Source organism: Spirillospora sp. NPDC048819, from assembly GCF_040650055.1.
GTDB lineage: Bacteria > Actinomycetota > Actinomycetes > Streptosporangiales > Streptosporangiaceae > Spirillospora.
In genome coordinates this window covers 16,029-39,193 of sequence record NZ_JBEZGN010000052.1, presented here as the reverse complement: position 1 = coordinate 39,193, position 23,165 = coordinate 16,029, and the positions used below count along the sequence as shown (strand labels likewise).

23 protein-coding genes are annotated in these 23,165 nt (G+C 71.3%); 12 read left to right on the top strand and 11 right to left on the bottom strand.

The genetic code is table 11. The features are described from left to right. Positions 1-18: 18 nt before the first annotated feature. The gene (locus AB0C35_RS41740) at positions 19-1,479 is read right to left on the bottom strand and encodes a DUF2786 domain-containing protein (RefSeq protein WP_358468694.1); all 1,461 of its coding nucleotides are present in this window, start codon (positions 1,477-1,479) and stop codon (positions 19-21) included. A gap of 149 nt (positions 1,480-1,628) precedes the next feature. Continuing rightward, positions 1,629-1,898, bottom strand: coding sequence for a hypothetical protein (locus AB0C35_RS41735; RefSeq protein ID WP_358468691.1), 270 nt, complete (start codon positions 1,896-1,898; stop codon positions 1,629-1,631). Positions 1,899-2,137: 239 nt separating this feature from the next. Here AB0C35_RS41735 and AB0C35_RS41730 point away from each other — a divergent pair, with 239 nt between their 5' ends. Further along, positions 2,138-3,661 carry a long-chain-fatty-acid--CoA ligase gene (locus AB0C35_RS41730; RefSeq protein WP_358468688.1) on the top strand — a complete coding sequence of 508 codons (1,524 nt, stop codon included), beginning with the start codon at positions 2,138-2,140 and terminating at the stop codon, positions 3,659-3,661. A 19-nt stretch (positions 3,662-3,680) separates the two neighbouring features. Here the strand turns inward: AB0C35_RS41730 and AB0C35_RS41725 are convergent, their stop codons facing one another. After that, positions 3,681-4,778 carry a winged helix DNA-binding domain-containing protein gene (locus AB0C35_RS41725; RefSeq protein WP_358468685.1) on the bottom strand — a complete coding sequence of 366 codons (1,098 nt, stop codon included), beginning with the start codon at positions 4,776-4,778 and terminating at the stop codon, positions 3,681-3,683. A 265-nt stretch (positions 4,779-5,043) separates the two neighbouring features. On the opposite strand from AB0C35_RS41725, the gene AB0C35_RS41720 reads away from it, so the two are divergent. Continuing rightward, positions 5,044-5,541 carry a hypothetical protein gene (locus AB0C35_RS41720; protein WP_358468683.1) on the top strand — a complete coding sequence of 166 codons (498 nt, stop codon included), beginning with the start codon at positions 5,044-5,046 and terminating at the stop codon, positions 5,539-5,541. A 700-nt stretch (positions 5,542-6,241) separates the two neighbouring features. After that, positions 6,242-7,009 carry a hypothetical protein gene (locus AB0C35_RS41715; RefSeq protein ID WP_358468680.1) on the top strand — a complete coding sequence of 256 codons (768 nt, stop codon included), beginning with the start codon at positions 6,242-6,244 and terminating at the stop codon, positions 7,007-7,009. 165 nt (positions 7,010-7,174) lie between these two features. On the opposite strand, the gene AB0C35_RS41710 is transcribed toward AB0C35_RS41715, so the two are convergent. The 3 genes from AB0C35_RS41710 to AB0C35_RS41700 form a co-directional block, all read right to left on the bottom strand. Continuing rightward, positions 7,175-8,113: a TIGR03621 family F420-dependent LLM class oxidoreductase gene (locus AB0C35_RS41710; RefSeq protein ID WP_358468677.1), complete on the bottom strand. Its 939-nt coding sequence runs from the start codon at positions 8,111-8,113 to the stop codon at positions 7,175-7,177. Between the two features lie 198 nt (positions 8,114-8,311). Next, positions 8,312-8,839 (bottom strand): GNAT family N-acetyltransferase, encoded by a 528-nt coding sequence (locus tag AB0C35_RS41705; protein ID WP_358468674.1) that lies wholly within the window; start codon positions 8,837-8,839, stop codon positions 8,312-8,314. A gap of 63 nt (positions 8,840-8,902) precedes the next feature. Beyond that, a complete protein-coding gene (locus AB0C35_RS41700) occupies positions 8,903-9,967 on the bottom strand; it encodes a phosphotransferase family protein (protein WP_358468671.1) in 1,065 nt (354 codons plus the stop codon). A 124-nt stretch (positions 9,968-10,091) separates the two neighbouring features. Here AB0C35_RS41700 and AB0C35_RS41695 point away from each other — a divergent pair, with 124 nt between their 5' ends. The 3 genes from AB0C35_RS41695 (at position 10,092) to AB0C35_RS41685 (ending at position 12,448) form a co-directional block, all read left to right on the top strand. Beyond that, positions 10,092-11,384, top strand: a complete 1,293-nt coding sequence (locus AB0C35_RS41695) for an acyl-CoA dehydrogenase family protein (RefSeq protein ID WP_358468668.1) — start codon at positions 10,092-10,094, stop codon at positions 11,382-11,384. Then, complete coding sequence (locus AB0C35_RS41690) at positions 11,377-12,009, top strand: helix-turn-helix domain-containing protein (RefSeq protein ID WP_358468665.1); 633 nt, start codon at positions 11,377-11,379, stop codon at positions 12,007-12,009. Before AB0C35_RS41695 ends, AB0C35_RS41690 begins: the two co-directional genes overlap by 8 nt. Before the next feature lie 76 nt (positions 12,010-12,085). After that, a complete protein-coding gene (locus AB0C35_RS41685) occupies positions 12,086-12,448 on the top strand; it encodes a VOC family protein (RefSeq protein WP_358468662.1) in 363 nt (120 codons plus the stop codon). Here the strand turns inward: AB0C35_RS41685 and AB0C35_RS41680 are convergent. Then, a complete protein-coding gene (locus tag AB0C35_RS41680; protein ID WP_358468659.1) occupies positions 12,436-13,587 on the bottom strand; it encodes an amidohydrolase family protein in 1,152 nt (383 codons plus the stop codon). The two genes, AB0C35_RS41685 and AB0C35_RS41680, sit on opposite strands and share 13 nt — an antisense overlap. 152 nt (positions 13,588-13,739) lie before the next feature. Here AB0C35_RS41680 and AB0C35_RS41675 point away from each other — a divergent pair, with 152 nt between their 5' ends. From AB0C35_RS41675 to AB0C35_RS41665, 3 genes are all read left to right on the top strand, one after another. Then, the gene (locus AB0C35_RS41675) at positions 13,740-14,507 is read left to right on the top strand and encodes a peptidoglycan recognition family protein (protein ID WP_358468656.1); all 768 of its coding nucleotides are present in this window, start codon (positions 13,740-13,742) and stop codon (positions 14,505-14,507) included. Positions 14,508-14,692: 185 nt separating this feature from the next. Then, entirely contained in the window at positions 14,693-16,135 is a 1,443-nt protein-coding gene (locus AB0C35_RS41670) for a hypothetical protein (RefSeq protein ID WP_358468653.1), read from the top strand. Further along, positions 16,132-17,277, top strand: coding sequence for a hypothetical protein (locus AB0C35_RS41665; RefSeq protein WP_358468650.1), 1,146 nt, complete (start codon positions 16,132-16,134; stop codon positions 17,275-17,277). Before AB0C35_RS41670 ends, AB0C35_RS41665 begins: the two co-directional genes overlap by 4 nt. On the opposite strand, the gene AB0C35_RS41660 is transcribed toward AB0C35_RS41665, so the two are convergent. Further along, positions 17,270-18,082, bottom strand: coding sequence for a PIG-L family deacetylase (locus AB0C35_RS41660; RefSeq protein WP_358468647.1), 813 nt, complete (start codon positions 18,080-18,082; stop codon positions 17,270-17,272). The genes AB0C35_RS41665 and AB0C35_RS41660 overlap by 8 nt on opposite strands. A 54-nt stretch (positions 18,083-18,136) precedes the next feature. Next, entirely contained in the window at positions 18,137-18,991 is an 855-nt protein-coding gene (locus tag AB0C35_RS41655) for a class II glutamine amidotransferase (protein WP_358468644.1), read from the bottom strand. A gap of 47 nt (positions 18,992-19,038) precedes the next feature. On the opposite strand from AB0C35_RS41655, the gene AB0C35_RS41650 reads away from it, so the two are divergent. From AB0C35_RS41650 to AB0C35_RS41640, 3 genes are all read left to right on the top strand, one after another. Further along, positions 19,039-19,581 (top strand): HAD domain-containing protein, encoded by a 543-nt coding sequence (locus AB0C35_RS41650; RefSeq protein ID WP_358468641.1) that lies wholly within the window; start codon positions 19,039-19,041, stop codon positions 19,579-19,581. 153 nt (positions 19,582-19,734) lie between these two features. Further along, positions 19,735-20,742, top strand: a complete 1,008-nt coding sequence (locus AB0C35_RS41645; RefSeq protein WP_358468638.1) for a methyltransferase — start codon at positions 19,735-19,737, stop codon at positions 20,740-20,742. 96 nt (positions 20,743-20,838) lie between these two features. Beyond that, the gene (locus AB0C35_RS41640; protein WP_358468636.1) at positions 20,839-21,600 is read left to right on the top strand and encodes an SDR family oxidoreductase; all 762 of its coding nucleotides are present in this window, start codon (positions 20,839-20,841) and stop codon (positions 21,598-21,600) included. 8 nt (positions 21,601-21,608) lie between these two features. Here the strand turns inward: AB0C35_RS41640 and AB0C35_RS41635 are convergent, their stop codons facing one another. Together AB0C35_RS41635 and AB0C35_RS41630 are read right to left on the bottom strand one after the other, a co-directional pair. After that, the gene (locus AB0C35_RS41635; RefSeq protein ID WP_358468634.1) at positions 21,609-22,244 is read right to left on the bottom strand and encodes a CoA pyrophosphatase; all 636 of its coding nucleotides are present in this window, start codon (positions 22,242-22,244) and stop codon (positions 21,609-21,611) included. After that, positions 22,241-23,122, bottom strand: coding sequence for an AraC family transcriptional regulator (locus AB0C35_RS41630; protein ID WP_358468632.1), 882 nt, complete (start codon positions 23,120-23,122; stop codon positions 22,241-22,243). Before AB0C35_RS41630 ends, AB0C35_RS41635 begins: the two co-directional genes overlap by 4 nt. Positions 23,123-23,165: the final 43 nt, after the last annotated feature.

The window sequence follows — 23,165 nt, the reverse complement described above, 5'->3', positions numbered from 1 at the left end:
CCGGGGGGACCCCGCGCGCTAGGAACGGTGATACGCCCCGGTGACCTCGTGGCGCCCGTTCAGGCTGGCGAGGTCCGCGGCCGCTCGCCCGGCGACCCAGCCTTCATAGTTGGAGACCGAACCCGCCCTACCCTTGGCGAGGTTCGGGAACAGCGTGCCGACGGCCTCTTCGACGGCCCGGTCGCGCACGGTCAGGACGGGAACCAGAGCGTTTCCGCCCGCGTTCACGGTCGCCCGGTCCGCCGCCTCCCGCAGCCGCTCCCCGATACGGGCGGCGTAGGCGTTGAGGAAGGCGTGACGGAACGAACGCGTCCTTGACCTTCCCCGCGCATCGCGTCGGGGACCCGCGTGCACCATGGCGGACGTCGCCTGGACGAGCAGCGACGTGAACAGCATCTCCACCGCGGCCAGATCGGCCGGAAAACCGACGACCGTGGAGAACCCCAGCTCCCGATGCCACACGGCCCTGCAGCGGTTCGCGTCGGCCACAACCGTCAGCAAGACCGCCTTGGGCGCGTCGTAGGGGTTGTCCACCGCGATGCGGCGTCCGGCGGGGCCGCTGATGTCGCCTGTCTCCGCCGCCAGCAACGCGTGGTCGATGCTGTGCCGCGCCATCAGTTCCTGGGCGCGTGTGCTCAGCGCCTCCGCCTCTTCGGGGAACTCGGTCGACTCCGCCTTGGCCAGAAGCGCCCTGACCCGGCCGAGCGTCCGCTGATCGACGTCCTGCACCCGCTCGCGCGCCGCCGTCCCCGAGCCCAAGCTCGGGCCGTCCGAACCGTACGCGCCCGTACTGGCCCCTGCTGTGCTCGCCCTGCCCGTGCCGGACGTGCCTGGTCTGGCTCTGCCCGTATAGGACGAGCCGGTATTGGAGCTGCCGGTGCTGGACCCGTCTGGAGCGGACGCTCCTGTGTCGGCCCTGCCCGTGGTGGCCGTGCCAGGGGGTGGGCCAAGGGCCGGGAGCTTTGGCAGGGCCTCCAGAAGGTGGACGAGTTCGATGGCGCAGGCGATGTAGGCCGAGGTTCCGACCCCTTCGCGTTCGCACCAGGCGTCCGGATGCTCGTCATCGTCCTCCCACCACACCTCGGCTTCGAGGACGGCGAGTTGTGCGTACCACTCGTCGTCCAGGGTGGTGGCGGTGTAGGCCCGCAACTCGCCCGCGATCGCGTCCGCCGCCAGCCGTGCGTGCCTGGCGGTGCGGCGGTGGGACGTGAACCGGACCACGTCGGCCGGTTGCCAGCCGCGCTCCCAGGCCGTGGTGATCCCCCGCTCCAGCCGCGTGGCCAGGCATCGGCGGACGGCGAGCGGCCAGCCGGGAACTCCGGGCCGTCGGGTGAGCTCCGCCACGAGCTGCCGGAATGCCGCGGCGTCGCCTCGGTGGAGGGACCGCACGGCCTCGGCGGTCAGTTCGCCGGCGGCCTCCGTGAGGGGAGCCGCGGCCGTCGCCTCCCGCGGCTGTGATCGCCGCCGCGCCTTCCGCACCGCCACTCCCGCCGTCCGAGGTCACATGGGTACGGACGCATCCTGCCATCCGGCGGCGGACTCGCCGCACTCCCCGCGGGTTTCGGCCCTCGCAAGCGAAAGCCCCCGGCCGTGCGGCCGGGGGCGGGGCGCTGGGAGTGGCGGCGCTCCTATTCGCGGTGCTCTTCGCCTCGCATCTCCTCGATGACGACGCTCTGATAGGCGCGGGAGGTGTCGGGGACGTAGCTGAGCCGTGCGAGGGCCTTGCCGTGGAGGTCCCTGATCTCGAAGTGGTAGCCCTCCCCGGCCTCGCCCACATGGGCCGCGGCCTGGTCATGCCGCAGGCGGCACATGGTGTCGACCTTCTCCAATGCCACTTTCAGGCTCCCCGCGTCGCTGATGAGCCGCGCCGGCTCACTCGTCTCCCAGATCTCGAACATTGGTCGTGTCCTGTCGGCGGTCGGACGGAACGGGGCGGGGCATTCCAGACGTCGGAGACAGCTTGAACCCATTTGGTGGATCTTTCAATCAGTGCAGGTATCGGATTGATCACTATTCGAAGTTGTCCACGCTCACAGCGTCATGTCCGCATGTGGCGGCGGATGGCCGCTTTCGTCGCCCGTGCCCAGATCGATAGGGTCGGCCGCACGCAACCGAACGAGATTCGGAAGGGGTCGGTGTGGACTACCGGGTCGTGTCCATCGTCCGTGACCACGCCCGCGAACGGGGGACGGCGCCGGCCGTCACCGGGGACGGGCGGACCGTGAGCTACGCCGAACTGGACGAGCGCTCCAGCCGGGTCGCGAGGGCTCTGCTGGCGGCGGGCCTCGGGCACGGCTCGCGGGTCGCCTACGTGGGCAAGAACGCGCCCGAGTTCTTCGACCTGCTGTTCGGCGCCGCGAAGATCGGCGCGGTGACGGCCCCGGTCAACTGGCGGTTGACCCCCGCCGAGATCGCCGCGGTCATCGCGGACGCGCAGGCGCCGATGACGGTGCTGGACGCCGAGTTCGCCGCCCTCGCGTCCGAGATTCCCGGACGGACCGTCCTCACCGGCGAGGACCACGAGGCGTGGCTCGCGGCGCATCACGCCGACGACCCCGGCTTCGTCGGAGAACCGGACGACGTCGTAATGCAGCTCTACACCTCCGGTACGACGGGGGTCCCGAAGGGCGTCCAGTTGACCAACGCCAACTTCGAGGTGGGGGAGCGGATGGCCCGCCGGTGGCGGCTGGACGGCTCGTCGGTGAGCCTCGTCCCGATGCCGCTGTTCCACATCGGCGGCTCCGGCTGGGCCCTGGCCGGGCTGTTCGCCGGGTGCCGGCAGGTCCTCGTCCGCGACGTCGACCCGGCCGCGCTGGTCGACACGTTCGAGCGGGAGCGGATCACGAACGCGTTCATCGTCCCGGCGGTGCTGCAGTTCATGTGCCAGGTCCCCGGCGCCGCCGCACGTGACCATTCGGCGCTGCGGGCGATCACCTACGGCGCTTCGCCGATCACCTCGGAGGCGCTGCGCCGCGCCCTCGACACCTTCAAGGCCCCGCTCTTCCAGCTGTACGGGATGACGGAGACGACCGGCGCGATCGTCCAGCTCGAACCCGAGGACCACGATCCGGAGGGGCCGCGCGCCCATCTGATGCGCTCGGCCGGACGCCCGTACGACTGGGTGGAGGTGAAGATCGTCGAGCCGGGCGGGGACGCGGAGCGGCCGGCGGGCGAGGTCGGCGAGGTGCTGACCAGGTCCACGCAGAACACGCCGGGCTACTGGAACCGTCCCGCGGAGACCGATCGGCTCCTCGCCGGGGACGGCTGGCTCCGCACGGGCGACGCCGGTTACGTCGACGCCGACGGCTACCTGTTCCTCACCGACCGGATCAAGGACATGATCGTCACGGGTGCGGAGAACGTGTATCCGATCGAGGTCGAAGAGGTCCTCGCCGCCCACCCGGCGATCGCCGACGTCGCGGTCATCGGCGTCCCGGACGAGCGCTGGGGCGAGACCGTCAAGGCCGTCGTCGTGCTCGCCCCGGGCGCCGCGCCGACGGAGGACGAGCTGCTCGCGTATGCCCGCGACCGCCTCGCCGGCTTCAAGCGCCCCCGTTCGGTCGACTTCGTGGACGCCCTGCCCCGCAATCCCAGCGGCAAGATCCTCAAGAAGGATCTGCGCGCGCCCTACTGGGAAGGCCTGGGCCGGACCATCGCCTGAGACGGCCGCACCAGCCGCGTCAGCCGTCGGCGACGGTGACGACGGTTTCCTTCGCGTCCGGTTCGATGAAGCGGAGCAGCGACTCGCCTTCGGTGGTCAGTTCCTCCATGGCCCCTTGGGGGAGTGGCTCGAAGGGACGCAACCGCAGTGTGGCGACCTTGCGCTTGTACTCCGTCTCCCAGACGCCGTGTGCGAAGCCGTCCCAGAGGAAGACGGCACGGACGCGGAGGTTCTTGGTGGTGAGCGACGGCCGATGCGCGTCGGCGATGATGCGCCTGCGGTCGGCGTGCGCCAGGACGAGGCTGTCGAACTCGGGCAGGAACCGCGCCGGCGCCGGAACGTTCTCGCCGGGGCGTGGAGCGTCGGGCAGGTCGAACAGTTCTCTTCCCTTGTCGTCGGCGAAGACGCGGAGGCCGGGACGCAGGCGCTCCAGTGCCTCACCGGTCGCGGGGAGCCCCGACCAGGCCTGCGCGTCGGCGGCGGACGCGGGCCCGTATGCCGCCAGGTAGCGAAGCAACAGTTCGTCTGTCGCGGACTCCGCCGCCAGGGCGGCGCCCAGCCAGTCATCGGCCGGCGTGAACCGCGAAGTACGGGGGAAGCCCCACCTGTCCTCCGTCGGAACCATGACCAGCGGCACGCAGAGCCGGACGGCATACCCGAGGGCCCTGTCGTTGACGTCCGGAAACTGCTCCTGCAGCAGCGCACGGACCTCGTTGAACGTCCGGGGCTCCGCTTCGAGAAGCGCACGCGCCGCCGGGACGACCTGGTTCAGATCCATTCCCTTGGCGCGGTCGCCCAGGACGCGGAGGGCGCCGTCCAGCATCGGCTGCATCGTCGTGCGGAACGCCCTGTAGTCAGCACCGGACATGAGGTGCAGGGTGGCGCGCATCATCGTGGCGCGGACGAGTGACCGGTCGTGCAAGGCACTGTTCAGCTCGGACGCCTCGAAGCCGTCCAGGCGCGTCCACAGCCCCAGGAACGGCGGTTTGGGCTCCTGCGCCTGCATGCCGGCCAGCCGCTCCACCGCCTCGGTGACGGGGATCGGCTCCCGCGTGAGCAGGAGCTGCCGCGCCAGCGTTGCGCGGTTCAGTGCCCTGACGCTCAGGATGTCTGTCATCCGACCAGGATGCCCTGACCACCTGCGGGGCGCAGGCCCACGGCCGTGCATGGGCGCCGAGCGCGGCGAAGGACGCGAGTTCTCGCACGTCAAGCGGCTCCCGGAGACCTGGGGGCAACGGGGCGGCGTGATCGGGAACGATCGGCGGGCGCAAGGGTTACGGGGTGAACTTTCCTAAAATGCACGTGCATCAGCTCTTGCACCTGCACGCCATCCCTAGCAGGATGAGCCCGGACCCCCGCACGTGAACTCCCCGGAGATCGCGATGAACGCACACTTGAGCGACAGTGACCGACAGGCGCTGCGGCTTGCCCACGATCTCCGCGAGGAGATGCGGGCGGCGCTTCCACAGCTGCCGGCCGCCCCTTCGGTCTCCCCGTTCGTCGACCAGACCGGGATGCCCAGCGTCCTGCTGCGGATGGACGCCGACACCGCCCGCGCGCTGATGGCTCTCTTGGCCGAGCGTCGCATGGAGCGGGCCGGCCCCCCGTCCGGGGAACAGCGCCGGATCGACGGCTCTCACGTGCCGGGCGCGCCGTCGGCCCAGGCCGTTCCGGCGGCCCAGGGCCCCGTGGTGGCCGCAACATTCGGAGACCCCGCCTACGGTGAGCCCGCCTACGGTGATCCCGCTTATGGAGAGCCCGCCTACGGCGAGCCTCCTTACGGGGACCCGCGGTTCGTCCAGCAGCAGCCGGGAGGCCCTGTCTACACCGGCGGGACCGGTCCGACGCCCCTCGTGCCGTCGGTCTACCCCACGTACTGACCCGGCCGCCTCACCTGGCCGCTCTGCACCGCCCGCTGTGCGGGATTCCAGGTCCGGACGGTGCGGATCCCCATCGGCCGTGCGCCTCGTCGGCGTCCATCCGGCGGCCGGCTCCGGGAACATATCCGGGCCCGCAAGCGCTGAACCCTGGAACCAGGTAAGAGCCATCCGAGCATAAAGATCTTTTTGCCCGTCGCCGGTGCATGGTCATCGGCCGGGAAGCCCGACAGGAAAGGCGCTCCGGCCCAGTCCCGGAGAAAAAGATCTACCTGGCCAAAGGTAAAGAAATCGCCTGTTTGGCGAAACTTCGGTTATTGCGGATATAGTCAACGCCAGGTCAGGGTCATGAAACCGTTGACCCGGCTGATCACAAAGCCGTCGCCTCCCGCCCGCCAGGCGGGATCCATGCGCCGAGAACACGGCCGCACCATGCACCGGCCGTTCACCGTGCTGGGCCTATGAGCCCCCGGTCGGCGTTCATCCCCGCTTAATACAGCCCGCGTCACACGCATGCCCGAGAACGGTCGTGCGCCGTTGAGCGCGAGCACGGTCCGCCATGCCCGCGGTCCGTTTCTGCGGGGTCCTTCTCGCGGCGGCATCTCCCGAGTCCCGAGTCTCGGAGCCGTTCCCCCCTGCCCGGATTCCGGCGTACGCCGCCCGGCGCGGAACGGCAGCCCTGTACCCCGAACGAAGGAAATTCATGCAGCAGCGAGCGATCAATGCCGTCCTGACCGGCGTCACCGGTACCGCCCTCGCGGGCATGCTCGTGGCCGGTGTGGCCGCCGCCAGTGTCGACTCCGCTCCCGGCGAGCAGCAGTTCCTGACCCAGGAGGCCGTGGCCGCGCAGCAGCACGCCGCGGGCAAGCAGCAGGACAAGGCGGGCAAGGAGGCCTCCGCCGAGAAGCGCGAGGCCGAGAAGAAGATCTCCGCCGGCGCCGCCGAGAAGCGCGAGGCCGGCGAGCGCGAGGCCGACAGGCGCGAGGCGGCGAAGCGCGAGGCCGCGAAGTCCGGGGCCGCGAAGTCCGGGGCCGCGAAGTCCGGGGCCGCCGACACCAAGCGTGAGGTGAAGGACCCCGAGGTCCTGCTCAGCGGTACGACCACCGCGTCCTACTTCTGGGACGACGGTTCCGGCGTCCGCGGCGACACCGGCGCGCCCGCGAGCGGGAAGCCGATGCAGAAGGGCATGTTCGCCAGCCCGAGCTGGCCGATGCTCACCAAGGTCAAGGTCTCCTACAACGGCCGGAGCGTCACCGGCTTCGTCGGCGACCGCGGGCCCGGCGAGCCCTCGCACCGGGGGATCATGCTGGACCTCGACACCTACACGTTCCGTTACCTGCTGGACGGCGGCAAGCCCGAGAGCAAGTACGTCGCCGGTACCGGCCAAGGACACCTGAAGGGCCTCAAGTGGGAAGTCCTCGACTGGGGCAAGGGCCCCGGGAAGGGCAAGCCGCAGCCTTTCGGCTCCTGACATGAGGCCGCTCGCAAACCGGCCGTGAAAGGACTCACCGAACCGATGTGAGCCAGCTCACGAAAGGTGCGCGGGGCCTCCCACAGACCCGGCACAGGGCTGCCGGTGCATGGAGAACGGGGATTCCCCGGTATCGCGAGATCACCGGGGAATCCCCATTTCAGCTCAGCCGGCGAGCAGCGCGATGACGGGGGCGAACTCCTCCATCACCTCGTCCGAGACCTGGTAGTAGGTGAAGCCGAAGCGGTCGCGGCGGGCGAGCATCTGCTCGGCGACGTGCTCGGGCGGGCCCACGAACTGCGACGGCATGTCGAGGACGAGGCCGGCCGCCGACGTCCCCCAGCCGCGCAGGACGGCGACGCGGGCGGCGGCGCGGCGCGGATCGGGCCCGAACGTGGGCGTCACCATCATGCTCAGCTCGACGTCCCGGCCTCCGGCGGCTTCGCGGACCCAGCCGACCTTGCGGGCGATGGTGTCCGGGAGCCGCTCGGCGACCTCCTCGGAGATCGCCCCCTCGGGGAGGGCCCGGGGGAGGATGCCGACGGTGTCGGCGTGCCGGCCGGCGATGCCGAGCATGCGCCTGCTGCCCGCGCCGACGACGATCGGCGGCGGGTGCGCGGGCGGTGGGAAGACGGTCAGCCCGTCGATCCGGTAATGGTCGCCCGCGAACGCGGTCTTCCGACCCGCGAGGAGGTTCCGAAGAATCTCCAGGGACTCCTCCAGCCGTCCCACTCTGGCGCCGGCCCGGTCGAACGCCATTCCGGCGGCCTCGTACTCTTCGCGGAACCAGCCCGCGCCGATGCCCAGCTCGAACCGTCCTCCCGACAGGTGATCGAGGGTGGCGGCCTCCTTGGCGAGCATCACGGGGTGCCGGTAGTCGTTGGCCAGGACCATCGTCCCCAGCCGCAGCGTGGTCGTGGCGGCCGCGGCGGCCGCCAGTGCCACCATCGGCGCGAGCTGGTCCCCGAACGGCTCGGCGACGAAATGGTCGCGCAGAACCAGCGCGTCGTAGCCGAGTTCCTCGGCGCGCCGTGCCGTGCCGGTCAGTTCGGCGCCGGAACGGATCGACTCTCCGACGACACCGAAACGGAATTTCCTGTCCATGCCGTCAGCATGCGGGGCGGGCGGCCCCTGCGCTGGCGGGTATCCGACACCGGGTTCGCGGCGAGGGGCCGACCGGCGGAACGGGGCGAGTGGCTCGATTCGCCGTCCGTGCGGCGCAAGGGCGTCACCGACTGCCCCGGTCCCACCGGTCACTTCCAGGCTGCGTCGCGATTCCCCGATTTGCAACCCGCGGTGTTCTTACATGTGGCCACGGGACGCCTGCGGGCCGACGCGCTGGGACAGCAGGCGGCCCGGCCAGTCGCCGACCTTGAACTCGGCGACCGGCTCGAAGCCGTTGCGCCGGTAGTACTCGACGAGCCGTCCACCGCCGCCGCCGTAGCAGTCGACGCGCAGCAGGCCGACGCCCTTGGCCCGGGCCTCGTCCTTCGCCTTGCCGATGAGCGCGCCGCCGACGCCGTGCCCGGCGAACGCGCGGTCCGTCACCAGCAGCGTGATGTAGAGCTCGGGCTCGTCGATCGCGTCGATGTAGGAAGGCGGCCGCGGCGAGACCGCCATGACCCCGGCCGGGCGGCCGTCCACCTCGGCCACCCAGATCTCGTCGTCGCGGGCGATGCCGGCGATCCGCTCCACCCTCCGCGGATCCTCCGACCAGGGTTCGCTGCCCCACTGCCCCGACCGCCCGTGCGCCGCGAGCCACGCCACGGCGCCGTCCAGCATCGCCATCATCACCGGCGCGTCGGCGGCGCCGCCTCTGCGGATCTCCATCGCACCTCCTCGTGCCGCCGATCCTGACAGGTTCTCGATCGGCGGCGTGAGACGGGGGACGCCTCAGGCGCCGATGAACTGCTGCGCGCGGCGGAACAGGCCGAGGGTGATCGAGTGCAGCAGGTCGCCCGTCTCCCGGGGCGCCTTCCCCGCGAACGCGCGGGCGTTCGTGCCCTCCAGGACGATGCCGAGCTTGAAGCACGCGAGCACCGCGTACCAGGTGATGGACGACAGGTCGCGTCCGGCGACGGCGTCCGCGCGCTCGGCGTAGGCGGCGACCAGTTCGTCCGCCGCCGGAAGGCCGCCCGCCTCACCGAGCGGACCGGCCAGCGCCGCGCCCTGATCGTCGCGGTCGGGCCAGGTGGCCAGCAGCCACCCGAGGTCCAGCAGCGGGTCGCCGATCGTGCACATCTCCCAGTCGACGATCGCGGCGACCTCGGGACCGTCGAACGAGTACATCAGGTTCGCCAGGTGATAGTCGCCGTGCAGGATCCCCGGCCGCCACGTCGCCGGACGGTGTTCGCCCAGCCAGCGGGCCACGTCGTCCAGGCCCGGGATGTCCGGACCCGGGTACCCGTCGAGCGCGCCGTAGGAGTCGAGTTCCGAAAGCCAGCGGCCCACCTGCCGCTCCAGGAACCCTTCGGGTTTGCCGAAGTCGCCCAGGCCGGCGGCCTCGTGGTCGACCGCGCCCAGGGCCGACAGTGCGCGCGCAGCGTGCAGCCCCATTTCGCGCCGGACGGACGCGTCCCCGGCATGAAGGTCAGGCAGTGCCACCGTGGCGTTGAAGCCCTCCACCGGGGTCATCAGGTAGAAGACCGCGCCGCCCATGACGGACTCGTCCGGGCAGGCGGCGATGAGGCGCGGCGCGGGAACGTCCGTGCCGTCCAGGGCCGCCAGGACGCGGGCCTCCCGGCGCAGGACGTCGTTCGTCCTCGCGCGCAGATGGCTCGGGCCGCGCCGGAGCACATAGTCGCGGCCGCCCCTGCGGAACCGGATCAGGGTGTTCTGCGTGCCCCCGGCCAGCGGCTCGACGTTCTCGAACGGGCCGCCCGGGAGGCCCTGCCCGTCCATCCAGCCGGTCAGGACGTCGAAGTCGACGAGCGCACGATCGATCTGCTCAGGCTGCACTGGCGGGTCCCTTTCCGGACACGGATCACCTGCCGACACGAGATACCGGAGAGTAACAGTCATGCGGTTGCATTACTCGTTCAGGTGCAGGCATTATCCAGGAAACGACGTCAGGAGGCTCGCCATGGCATGGGACTTCGAGACCGACCCCGCCTACCAGGAACTTCTCGACTGGGCGGACGCCTTCGTCCGGGACGAGGTCGAGCCGCTCGACCTGGTGCTCGGCGACCCGTACGACAAGACCGACCCCCGCTACAAGGAACTGGTGCGCCCTCTCCAGGACCGGGTGCGCGAGAAAGGCCTGTGGGCCTGCCACCTCGGCCCCGACCTCGGCGGCCAGGGCTACGGCCAGGTGAAGCTGGCGCTGCTGAACGAGATCCTCGGACGCTCCCGCTGGGCCCCCTCGGTCTTCGGCTGCCAGGCGCCCGACTCCGGCAACGCGGAGATCATCGCTCACTTCGGCACTCCCGAGCAGAAGGAGCGCTACCTTCGCCCCCTCCTGGACGGCGAGATCTCCTCGTCCTATTCGATGACCGAGCCGCACGGCGGCGCCGACCCGACCCTGTTCACCACGCGGGCCGTCCGCGACGGGGACGGCTGGATCATCAACGGCGAGAAGTGGTTCTCCTCCAACGCCCGGCACGCCACGTTCCTGATCGTGATGGTCGTGACGAACCCCGACGTGTCCGCCTACGAGGGCATGTCGATGTTCATCGTGCCGGCCGACGCGCCCGGCCTGATCACCGTCCGCAACGTGGGCGTCGGCGGCGAGCGCGAGGGCTCCCACGGCTATCTGCGCTACGACAATGTCCGCGTGCCCGCCGAGAACCTCCTCGGCGACGAGGGCGGCGCGTTCGTCATCGCCCAGACCCGCCTCGGCGGCGGCCGCATCCACCACGCCATGCGCACCATCGCGCAGGTCCGCAAGGCGTTCGACATGATGCTCGAACGGGCCGTCTCCCGGCAGACGCGCTTCGGCGCACTCGCCAAGATGCAGATGACCCGCGAGAAGATCGCCGACAGCTGGATCGAGATCGAGCAGTTCCGGCTGCTCGTCCTGCGCACCGCCTGGCTGATCGACAAGCACAAGGACTACAAGGCGGTCCGCAAGGACATCGCCGCCGTCAAGGCCGCGATGCCGAAGGTCTACCACGACGTCGTCCAGCGCGCGATGCACCTGCACGGAGCCCTCGGCGTGTCGAACGAGATGCCGTTCGCCGCCATGATGATGGGGGCCCAGGCGATGGCCATCGCCGACGGCCCCACCGAAGTCCACAAGATCACCCTCGCCCGGCAGCTGCTGCGCGACGTCGAACCCGTCGAGGGCCTGTGGCCGTCCGGCCACCTGCCCACCCGCCGGGAGGCGGCCCGCGAACGCTTCGCCGACGCCCTGGAGCACGCAATCGGCAATGAATGACACCCGCGAACGCCTGCTGGACGCCGCCGAGTCCCTCTACGCCGCACGCGGCGTGGACGCCGTCAGCCTCCGGGAGATCATCCAGGAGGCCGGCGCCCGCAACGCCACGGCCGTCCAGTACCACTTCGGCGACCGCGCCGGGATCGTCCGCGCGATCCTCGCCCGGCACGCGGCCGAAGTGGAGGCCCGCCGGCACGCCCTGCTCGACGTCTGCGAGGACGGCGAGCAGGGCGTCCGCCCCCTGGCCGCCGCCCTGGTCCGCCCCATGGCGGCCCGCCTCTCCGACGCGTCGGGCCGCGCCTACCTCCAGATCTGGGCGGACGTCGTCAACCGCCCGAACCCCCTGGTCCCGATGGCGGTTCTCGACGACCCAGCGGACAGCCTCTGCCGCTGGCGCACCCTCGTCGAGCCGCTCCTCGAAGAGGACGCCGCCCGCCTGCACCGGCGCTTCACCGCCATCCTGTACGCCTCGATCGAACTGGCCCGCCGCGCCCGCTCCGGCCCCCACGCCGACGACCGCCTGTTCACCAGCTACCTGATCGACGTCGTCACCGCGATCCTCGGCGCCCCCGTCTCACCCGAGACCCGCCGCCTCGCCGCCGAACGCGACGCCGCCCGCCGCTGAGGTCACATTCGTCCAAGACGGCCGGAATCCACCGCTCCCAGACTGGGCATGTCAGCCACGACCGAGGGAGGACGACATGACCAGCGAGATCCGCCGGACCTTCTACCCGCTCATCAACTGCGCCGACACGGCCAAGTCCATGGAATGGCTGGAGAAGGCGTTCGGCTTCAAGCCCACCGAAGTGCACCGGGACGACGACGGGAAGATCGTCCACGCCGAGATGAGCTACGACACCGGCATCCTCATGTTCGGCAACGGCGAACCCGGCAAATCCGCGCTCTATGTCGCCGTCGACGACCCCGACGCCCACCACGACCGCGCGAAGGCCGCCGGCGCCGAGATCTTCCGCGAACTCACCGACCAGGACTACGGCTCCCGCGACTACGCGGCCCGCGACCTGGACGGCAACGAATGGTACTTCGGCACCTACCGCCCCTGAGCGACCCGGCGCCCGCCGACGACCACGGCGGCCGGCCGCGCCAGCGCCGCCGGATCTTCGCGGGGATCGTCATGGAAGGTGACGAGACTCGCCGGGCGCCCCACCCGAAGCCCCGGAACGCCGAGGAAGTCGCAGGCCGCGGTGCTGGCCGCGGCCAACGCCTCCTCCGGTGACACCCCGAGTTCCACCAGCAGCGCGACCTCATCGGCGACGCTCCCGGCCACATCGGTGCCGACCAGGATCCGTACACCTCGCGCGACCGCGATCCGCAGCAGGTGCTCGAAGTGCTCGCGTCGCCGCATGCGCCGCCTGCGGCGCCCAGAGTCCTCGCCGGGCCTGGGGGCGATGGCCGCGCACAGCGTCGGCGTCCATGCGCCGCCCTGATCGGCGAGGGCCGCCACGTCGGCCTCGTTCATGCCGTCGCCGTGCTCGATCGAGTCGACGCCGGCGGCGATCAGGTCACCCGCGAACCCCGTGGTCGTATGCGCCGCGACTCTGGCCCCGGCCTGATGGACGGCCTCCACCAGCCTCCGGACGTCGTCCACCGGATACGCCGGAACGGCGTCGCCCGGACGCATGGCACCGCCGTCCACCAGGGGGAAATCGCCGATCAGCTTCACCCAGCGCGCCCCGCCGGCGATCTCCGCCAGCGCGCTCTCGATCAACTCGTCGGCGGACACGGGCGAATGCAACTCTGGAAAGTACCGTCCCTCCGGCGCGAGGAAACGACCGCAGGCGAGTAGCCTCACGCCTCCGGTGTCCTCCAGCATCCGCAGTGTCAGGCTGCCGGGGCTGCCGAGGTCCCGGACGACCGCGACCCCCGCGTCGCGTGCCGTGCCGAGGTTCGCGTGCGCTTCTTCGAGACTCAGCGGCCGCGGCCATCCGTCCTCGCCGCCGGCGATGCTCAGATGGCAGTGCGCGTCGACCAGGCCGGGCAGCACGAAGCGTCCGGGAAGCGTCTTGCTCCCGTCCGGCGGCACCTCGACCCATCGTCCCTGAGCGTCGATGCCGCCTGCGGCGGGCCGCCCCTCAGGCAGGAACGCACCCTCTACGCGCCAGCCGTCGGATTCTTTGCGGTGGACCCCGTCCCGTCTGCTGACCACCGCACCGGACTGGCCGACCGTCGCCCTCTCCTGCACACCCCGAAGAGTTCCACAGTCGGGGGCCCGGCGGGTTGGCACACAATCACACGATCCACATAAATCCAAAATAGGCGCATAGGGCCCTGTTGTCTCGCTTGTTGTCTTTCGCGACCATGTGTCTGGTTGATCATCTCTGGAGGGAGTTGCTCATGGCCGCGGAAATGCGTCTCACCCGCCGGGGACTGCTCGGAGGCACCGGCGCGGTCCTGGGCGGCGCGCTGCTCGGTCCGGTGGCGGGCGCGCCGTCCGCGGCTTCGGCGCAGGCCGCGCCCCGCGTCCACACCCGTTCCGAGTGGGGGGCGCGGCCGCCCACCTCGACGGCGACCGTGCTGGACCGGGCCCCCGACCACATCGTCGTCCACCACACCGCCTCGGCGAACTCCACCGACTACTCGCTGGAGCACGCCTTCGCGCTGTCCCGCTCGATCCAGAACTTCCACATGGACGGCAACGGATGGAGCGACACCGGTCAGCAGCTCACCATCAGCCGCGGCGGCCACCTGATGGAGGGACGGAACCGCAGCCTTGCGGCCGTCAACGCCGGCGACCACGTGGTCGGGGCCCACACCCTCAATCACAACAGCCACACGATCGGCATCGAGAACGAGGGCATCTACATGACCCAGGGGCCCACTGGCCCGCTGTGGGACAAGCTCGTCGCGACGTGCGCGTGGCTGTGCGACACGTACGGGCTCGACCCGCACGCGGCCATCGTCGGGCATCGCGACTACAACGCCACCGCCTGCCCTGGGGACGTCCTGTACGCGCGGCTGCCGGAACTGCGCAACGAGGTCGCCGGCAGTCTCGGCGCACGGCGCGTCGCGCAGAGCTCTCCCGCCGTGCCCAGCGGCCTGCGGGGACCGCGCCACACCTTCGACCACGGTCCTGCGGCGGCCCCGGGCGAGCCCACGCGCTGATCCGGGAACGGGCGGGAGCCCGGCCGGAATATCGGGAGGCACGCGGTTCCCGCGCGGTGTTACGGTGCGGAAGCCGGCCGCGGGACTTCGGTGCGACTTCCGGAACCCACCTTTCAAGTGATGATTCGCCGCTCGCGCCATCCTTCCCCGGCCGGCACCCCGCCCCCCGACCTGCGTGGAAAGCGATGACCGAGACGTTCGAGGAACTCGTCGCCTGCGAGGACGCGCTGATGTTCGTCAATGCGGCGATCACGTCGACCGGGCAGCGGGAATTCCAGCACTACCCCGGTGATCAGCGGCTCAGCCTTGAATTCCTGCACGAATACATGCTGGAGAACTACCGGGAGGTGTACGCGGCCGCTCTCGCACTGGACGTCAACGACCACAATGCGGCGATCATCGTCCGGAATCTGCTGGTGCGGGCGGGGGACGTCGAGGTCGGGCGGCGCCGGTACGAGGGGCGCCTGATCGCGCGGCGGCTGGAGCTGATGCCGCAGCACCGGGTGTACCGGGTGTTCGGGGAACTGAGGCGGCGCGGTGTGAACAACCGGCGGACGCGCGCCATCATCCGCGACTGGATGGCGGGGCGCGGTGACCCGGCGTTCGACTCCGTCAAGTACCGGAGCGCGGTGAAGGCCGCGGCGCGGCATGCGCATCTGCGGCTTCAGGGGGAGCAGCGCAATTTCCTGTTCGCGCCGTTCAGCGTGAAGGCGTTCAAGACGCCGATCTTCGAGCAGTGGCGGCGGGCGCACTATGAGCAGGCCGCGATCTATGAGCTTCCGTACACGGTCGCGGAGGGGTTCGCGGCCAAGCACGGCGTTCCGCGCGAGGTGTTCCTGGAGCGCATCCAGCCGCGGATGACCCGGCTGGAGCGGCTCCGCCTGCAGGAGAACGCGCGGAAGGCCGCGGTCGAGAACGTCCGCGCGGACCTGGGGGAGATGCCCCTCACCCGGCTCGCCTCGTACGTGCTGTCCCTGTCGCTGGACGCCAGGGCGGAGCGGCGCGCCGAGTTGACCGAGGCGCTGCGCACGGCCGCACGGCGCGTGGCCGGTGCGGCGCGCGGTTCGTGGGGCACGGTGACCGCGGTCCTGGACGACAGCTACTCCGCGACGGGGTCGGGGCAGAAGCGGCGGCGTCCGCTGGCGGTCGCTCTCGCCTCGAACTACCTGCTGGAGGCGCTCGCGAAGGAGTACACGCCGCTGTGGACGTCGGGACGCACCGACGAGCTGCTGGTGTACCCGTTCGGCCCCACGCCGCTCGGGCAGCGGATCATCGACGCGCTGGAGACGCGGCCCGAGCGTCTCCTCATCGTCTCGGACGGCTGCGACAACGCGCCGCCCGGCCTCGCCGCGGACGTCCTGCGGATCTGGCGGACCCGCCTCGACCCGGGGCACCGGCGTGCGCCCGGCCAGCGGGTGATGATCGCCCACCTGAACCCGGTGTACGACGCCGACGACTTCGACGTGCGGCGGCTGGCGCCGACCGTGCCCACCGCTGGCATCAGGGACGCCGAGGACCTGCCGACGCTGGTCGAGCTCGCCCGCTTCGCCGAGGGGCGGGTCGGCCTGGCGCAGCTGCGGGCTCACCTGGACGACCGGGCCGCACGCTTCCTGGGGGACCTCTCATGACGTTCACGCTGGACGGGCTGGAGACCAGGGCCGCGCAGACGTGGGGCAGCGTGCGGCTAGTCCCGCTCGTCCGGGACGAGCCCGTCCCGCATCTGCGCCTGCACCGGAAGGTCTACGAGGAGCCGGTGTCGGTCGTGGAGGTCGGGGACGGGACGGTGTACACGTCGTTCGTCCCGCACGCGTTCGTGGCGACCTGGAGTGAGAACGACCAGTTGCCCGCGGCCGCGTACGGGACGCGGCTCCTGGAGCACGACACCGAGGCCGCGCCGCCGCGGATGCCGGTGCGGACGACGCGCCGGATGGCGAGGAGGACGGGCAAGGACCGGCTTCGCTTCCTGCCGCTGCACCTGGCCGTCGAGGGCTATCTCGCGCTGCACTTCGGCGGCCCGGAGATCGCGTGGGAGGAGTGGTCGCGCAGGGCGGTCGCGCACGGGCTGTCGCCCCGGTGCGAGGAGACCTATCTCGGGCATCAGGTGCGGGGGCTCGAGGACGCCCTGCGGATCTTCGAGATCCATCCGGGGCAGTGCGGCGTGATGGTCTACGTCGCGGACGCGCTGGCGAGCGCGTTCGTCACCCCGCATCCCGACGACTACCGGGCGCTGCATCCGACCCTGGTCGAAGACCTGTTCGGGGAACTGATCTACGTGTACGGCCTCCTGGGGATGCCCGCGGGCGACCTGTCGGCGGGGATCGACGACACCGGGATCCGTTCGCTCAAGGACCTGCGGGCGGCGGCGGAGAGGCGGCAGGCCGAGTGGGCCGCCTTCCATGACGAGGTCATGGCCGGGCAGCTCCTCGACGAGGACGGATCCCGCCAGGTCGTGCAGTTCCTCAACGGCTTCGAGCTGGCGCGGTTCCTGCCGTCGTTCGGCCTGCGCAAGGAGAACCACATCGGTGAGACCATCACCGGCGCCGACGGGCGCGTCGCGTACATGAAGACGTTCCGGCTCTCCGACGCGCAGGTGAAGCGGGGATACCTCCTCAAGCGGCTGGCCGCGCACGAGTGGCGGCTGGACGCCACCGCCGCCTCCCTGGGCACCGATGAGGCGGCCTTCGCGTTGCGGCTTGAGCGGTCCGGGTTCGGCTACCTGCTGCGTCAGGACGTCCTCGACCACTACAGGGCCCAGGCCCGGATCACCTGAGACCGTCGAACAGGTCCTCTTCCTTGCCGGACGCCTCGACGCGCGAGTAGTGGCGGACGAACGTCTCGGACGAGAACGCCGCCTGCTGCACCTCCTCCGGCAGCCGCAGGAGGAAGATGTTCTCGCCCTGGCTCGCGTGGGCCTGGAGGGCCTTCCGCTTGACCTCCACATGCGCGGACACGTCGACCGTGCTGGTGATCAGCTCGTCGGGGGTCCCGAAGTCCTCGGGCGGATCGAAGTCGATCTCCACGCCCGCCTCGCGGATGGTCTCGAACATCTGCTTGATGCCCGAGCGGGGGATGGCGGTGTAGTACAGCTTGTCCGGCACGCCGCTCTTCTCGGCGGCGGCGAGCGCGATGCGGTGGGCCTGGATGTGGTCGGGGTGCCCGTAGCCGCCGTTCTCGTCGTAGGTGACGACGACCTGCGGGCGGTAGTGCTCCATCAGCGCGGCGAGCCGCCCGGCGGACTCCTCCAGCGGGACGTTCGCGAACGCCTCGGGATCGTCGTTCGCCGACCAGCCGGCCATGCCGGAGTCGCGGTAGCCGAGCAGCTCCAGATGGCCGATGCCGAGCAGGCCGGCCGACTCGCGCAGTTCGGCCAGGCGCCGTTCGGCGACCTCGGAGGCGTCGTGTCCCGGTTCGCCGGGCTTCACGCCGCCGGAGTCGTCGCCCTGCTCCCCGTTGGTGCAGGTGACCAGGACCGTGCGGATGCCCTCTGCGGCGCAGCGGGCGAGCAGGCCGCCGGTGCCCAGCACCTCGTCGTCGGGGTGGGCGTGCACGGCCATCAGCGTGAGTTGGTGCGTCATCCAGGCTCCTTCAGGACTCGGCCGCCCACTCTACGTCCCGCGCGCCGGAGTCGATCACGTCTGGGACGTGGCCTCCGCCGCCGACAGTTCGGCGACCGTCAGCGGGTGCGCCGGGTCGTCGAACGGGAACAGCGAGGTCGCCTCCAGCCCGTCCACCATGAGCAGTTCGCCGGGCGCGAGGAGGCGCCACCCCGGGTCGTCGTCCATGCGCTCGCTGGCGAGGACGAACGCCGGGCACGGCTCCCTGTGCGCCCCCACGCTCACCTGACCGGGCTCGCGGCCGGAGCTCAGGTGCCGGGCGGGACCGGTCTTCTCCAGCGTGGGCTTGAGGACCCACAGCTCGTGCGTGTCCGGGTAGCGCAGCGCCCACAGCCGCCGCGACTCGGCCAGCAGGACGTTCAGCGCGAAGACGGGCAGTTCGGCGGCGATGCGCCGGACGGCGGAGATCAGCCCCGCCAGTGCGTCGCCGCATCGCCGGATCTCCGCCGTGATGTAGGCGAACACCAGCTCGGAGTCGGTCTGCCCCTGGGTCAGGGCCCGTTCCACGTCGGTGAGCCACGAGCCGAGGACGTCGAGGCGCTTCACCACGCCGTTGTGGGCGAACAGCCGGTCGTCCATGACGAACGGGTGGGAGTTGTGGACGTCCGGTGCGCCCGTCGACGCGAACCGGACGTGGGAGACGAACGTGTGCGACACGACGTGGCGCGCCTCGGCGTTGAAGTCGCAGTCCTGGAACGCGGCGATGGGCGCGCGGTCGCGGACGGGTTCCTCGCCCAGCGAGAACCAGCCGAGTCCCGTTCCGTCGGGCATGCGGCGGCTCTGGGACGTCATGCTGTCCGGAGCGTCCAGCAGCCAGAACGTGCTGTGGACGCGCGGTCCTCCCGTGGTCATCCCGAAGAGCCGGCACATGACCGCACCATGCCCGCTCGGCGGAAACCTATGACGCGCGGCCGGAAATGACCTTCGACGGACGGTCCGTGATGTCGTACCGTCCGGGTATGGGGTCGCCGGTGGTTCTTCTGGACGTGGACGGAGTTCTCAACCCATTCGAAAGGCCCCACCGGGGCTACAAACGGCATCGCTGCTCGCCGAACGGCATGTCGTTCAGGCTGTGGCTCAACCCCGCGCACGGCCCGTCCCTGCTGGACCTGGCCGAGTCCGCCGGTGCGGAACTGGCCTGGGCGAGCTACTGGTGCGACAACGCCAACGTGTGGATCGCTCCGAGAGTCGGGTTGCCGGAGCTGCCGTTCGTCCCGATCCCGCAGTTCCCCGGCGCCGAGGAGGGGCGGACGCTCGGCGCGTGGAAGGCCCGCCACGTCGCCGCGTGGACCGAGGGCCGCCCGTTCGTCTGGTTCGAGGACGAGCCCGACGCCACCGAGTGCATCGCCGGCGAGCCCGACGTCGCCGAGCATCTGCTCGTGGAGATCGACCCGATGGGCGGCCTGACCGACGAGCACCTCGCCGCCGCCGCGACCTGGCTGCGCGCCCTCGCCCGCTGACACCGCAGGCCCGCTCACACCCGGGCCCGCTGACACCGCAGGCCCGCCGACGCCGCAGGCATGCCGGCCGCGGCTGCCGGGCAGGTTTCATTCGTCCAAGACGGCCCCCCGGCTACTCCGTAGCGTCCCTGGTGACAAAGAAGGGAGCCGACGATGTCGAGATCACCGCTGCTGGACCTGGCCTTCGGGTACATGCCGGCGCAGATGCTTCACGTGGCCGCGGAGATACGGCTGGCCGACGCCCTGGCGGACGGGCCGAGATCGAGCGCGGAACTGGCGAAGGAGACCGGAACCCACGCGCCGTCGCTGTACCGGCTGCTGCGCGGCCTCACCGGCCTGGGCGTCGTGGACCAGAAGGAGCGCGACCTCTTCGCGCTGACCGCGGAGGGGCGGCGGCTCCGCGCCGACGCCCCCGACTCGATCCGCGCGCTGATCAAGCTGTTCTGCGGCCCCGACGTGTGGCGGACGTGGGGCGACATGACCGAGACGCTGCGCACCGGGGAGTACGCGTGGGAACGCGCGACCGGCAAGACGCCGTTCGAGTTCTTCAAGTCGGACGGAGAGCTGTCGGCGACGTTCAACGCGGCGATGGCCGAGCACACCCGGGCGGTCGCGCCGGGGATCATCGAGGCGCACGACTTCGGCCGCTACGCCACGGTCGCGGACCTCGGCGGCGGTGACGGAACGCTGCTCGCCGCGATCCTGCGCGCCAACCCCGGGCTGCGCGGAGTGCTCTTCGACCTGCCCGCCGGCCTCGACGCCGCGTCCGGCACGCTGGCGGACGTCGCCGACCGGGCGCAGATCATGCCGGGCGACTTCTTCGAGTCCGTTCCCGAAGGCCCGGACGCGTACGTCCTCAAGAGCGTGATCCACGACTGGCACGACGAGAAGGCCACCGCGATCCTGAAGAACGTCCGCGCGGCGATGCGTCCCGGCGACCGGGTGCTCGTGCTGGAGCAGGTGATGCCGGAGATCGTCACGCCGGAGACGGCCGGCGTCGTCCGCAACGACCTCAACATGCTCGTCTCGACCGGCGGACGCGAGCGGACCGAGGCGGAGTTCCGGGAGCTGCTCGAAGGCGCGGGACTCACGGTGGTCTCGCTGACCGGGCCGCTGCCGCCGTCCGCCTACCACGTCATCGAGGCGGAACCGGCCGGGTAGGCCCGGGGGCGTCTTCGTCAGGGCCCCCGCTTACGGCGGGAGGGCGCGAGCGTGCAGGATGGTGCTGTCGTCCGCCCCCTGACGAAGGAGCGCCCCATGAGTTCTCTGGCCGGCCGTACCGCCCTGGTCACCGGAGGCGGCCGGGGGATCGGCCGGGCGATCGCCCTGGCCCTGGCCGCCGACGGGGCCGGGGTGGCCGTCGCCTACCGGCGCGACGAGGACGCCGCGCGCAAGACCGTCGCCGACATCGAGGCCGCGGGCGTGCGCGGCCACGCGTTCCGCGCGTCGGTCGACGACCTGGAGGAGTGCCGAGCCCTCGCCGCCCGCGTCGAGGCGGAGCTCGGCGGCCTCGACATCCTCGTGCACTGCGCCGGGATCGCCAGCCGCGGCCACAGCGTCGCCGACACCGACCCCGCCGAGCTCGAGCGGGTGCTGCGCGTGCACGCGTTCGGCCCGCACCACCTCAGCCAGGCGCTGCTGCCGCTGATGCGCCGCGCCGGACGCAGCGACATGGTGTTCGTCTCCAGCGTGATCACCGACACCACGCCGCCGTTCGGCGCTCCCTACACGATGGGCAAGGCCGCGATGGAGGCGCTCGCGCGGACCCTCGCCAAGGAGGAGCGCGGCAACGGCATGCACGTCAACGTCGTCGCGCCCGGCGTTGTCGACACCGACATGGGACGGCGGCTCGTGCGCGCCACCACGGGCATCGAGGACATCCGGCAAGCGGACGCCTCATCCCCCTATGGGCACGTCTGCACTCCCGAGGAGGTCGCCGGAGTGGTGCGGTTCCTCGTCTCCGACGGGGCGTCCTACCTCACCGGGCAGCGCATCGTCATCGACGGGGGGACGTTCTAGCGCCGAAGCTAGTGGCGTGTCCAGTCGGGCTGGACGAAATCGGCGACCCTGACGTCGTGCCCGAGCAGCACCACCTCGCGGAACTGCCACAGCATGGCGCCGGTCGGGGCATGGACGCGCCACCGGGGCCCCAGCCACATCTGCAGCAGATGACCGCCGCCGGGCTGCGGAACCCATTTCGGCGTGTCGTCGTCCGCGAGCTTGCGCAGGCTCGTGTGGTGGACGGAGTGGACCTCGTCCGGGCTCGGCATCAGCGGCCCGGGGTCGTCCAGCACCACCACGACCGGCGTGATCGAGAAACCGGAGGTGGCGGGGAAGTCGTCGAGCCTGCCGAGGACGTCGGCGGACCCCGCGGTCAGGCCGATCTCCTCGTGCAGCTCCCGCAGGGCCGCCTCCTCGGGCGTCTCGCCCTCCTCCACGCGGCCGCCGGGCAGCCCCCACTGGCCGGCGTTGCGCCCCCGGTAGGCGCGCTTGATCAGGATCACCGCGGGGACGCCGTCGTGCTCCACCGCGCACAGGACGACCCCTGCGCGGCGCAGGCCGGGCTTGTCCGGGACGGTCGTGTGCTCGAACGAGGCCAGCCTGTCGGCGGCGACACTCCGGAACGAGGCGAGGTCGCCGAACGGATCGAGGGGGTCGGTCATGCGTCGATGGTGCCAGGCCCCGGTTCGCGCTCCGTCCCCGGCTCACGGTTCGGCGCCGCCTCCCGCGCGTACTTCGCGGGCGGGGTCCCGACGGCGGCGGTGAAGTCGCGGGTGAAATGCGCCTGGTCTGCGTAGCCGAGTTCCGCCGCCACCTCCGCCCAGTCGACGTCCGAGCCGGACGCGGCCCGCTCGTGCGCCTCCTGCATCCGGTACCGCCGGATCACCCATTTCGGGCCGACGCCCACGTACTCGTGGAACAGGCGTTGCAGGCTGCGCGGGCTCATCCCCACGTCCCCGGCCAGCTCGTCCACCCGCAGCAGGCCAGGACGCGCCGCGATCCGCGCGACGATCCCGGCGGCCCGTTCGGCGGCCGGGTCGGGCACGGGACGCCGCCCGATCAGGAACTCCGTCAGCAGCGCCAGGCCCTCGGCCGCGCCCGGGGCCGCGAAGATCTCCCCGGCGAGCGCGAGGCCGTCCTCGCCGAACACCTCGTCCACCCCGGCGAACCGGCCGGTGAGCGCGGAGACCGGCACGTCGCCGCCGAGGAACGGCCGGAAACCGCCCGGCCGGAAACCGACCCCGACCACGCGGCCCTCGTCCGCGATCTCCTCGGTGAACTCTTCGCGCACCACGCCCACGATCCGCGCCCGCGTCGCCCCGCTGGTCAGATAGCTGGTGAAGGTCATGTGGACGGACGGCAGCGTGAGCAGCCGCTGGCGGTGCGGGGGCCGTCCGCGCAGATCCCAGCGCAGCACCCAGAAGAATTCGGCGAACGGGGCGAGCGCGGGCGGCGGCGCGGTCCGCTCGACCTGGAAGTGCTCCAGCCCCGTCCGCGCGTGCAGGATGCCCCGCGTCCCACCGGGTAGAGGTCGTTCCATCAGCTCAGGCTAACGTGGCGCGTTTCTTCAAGACCGGACCCCG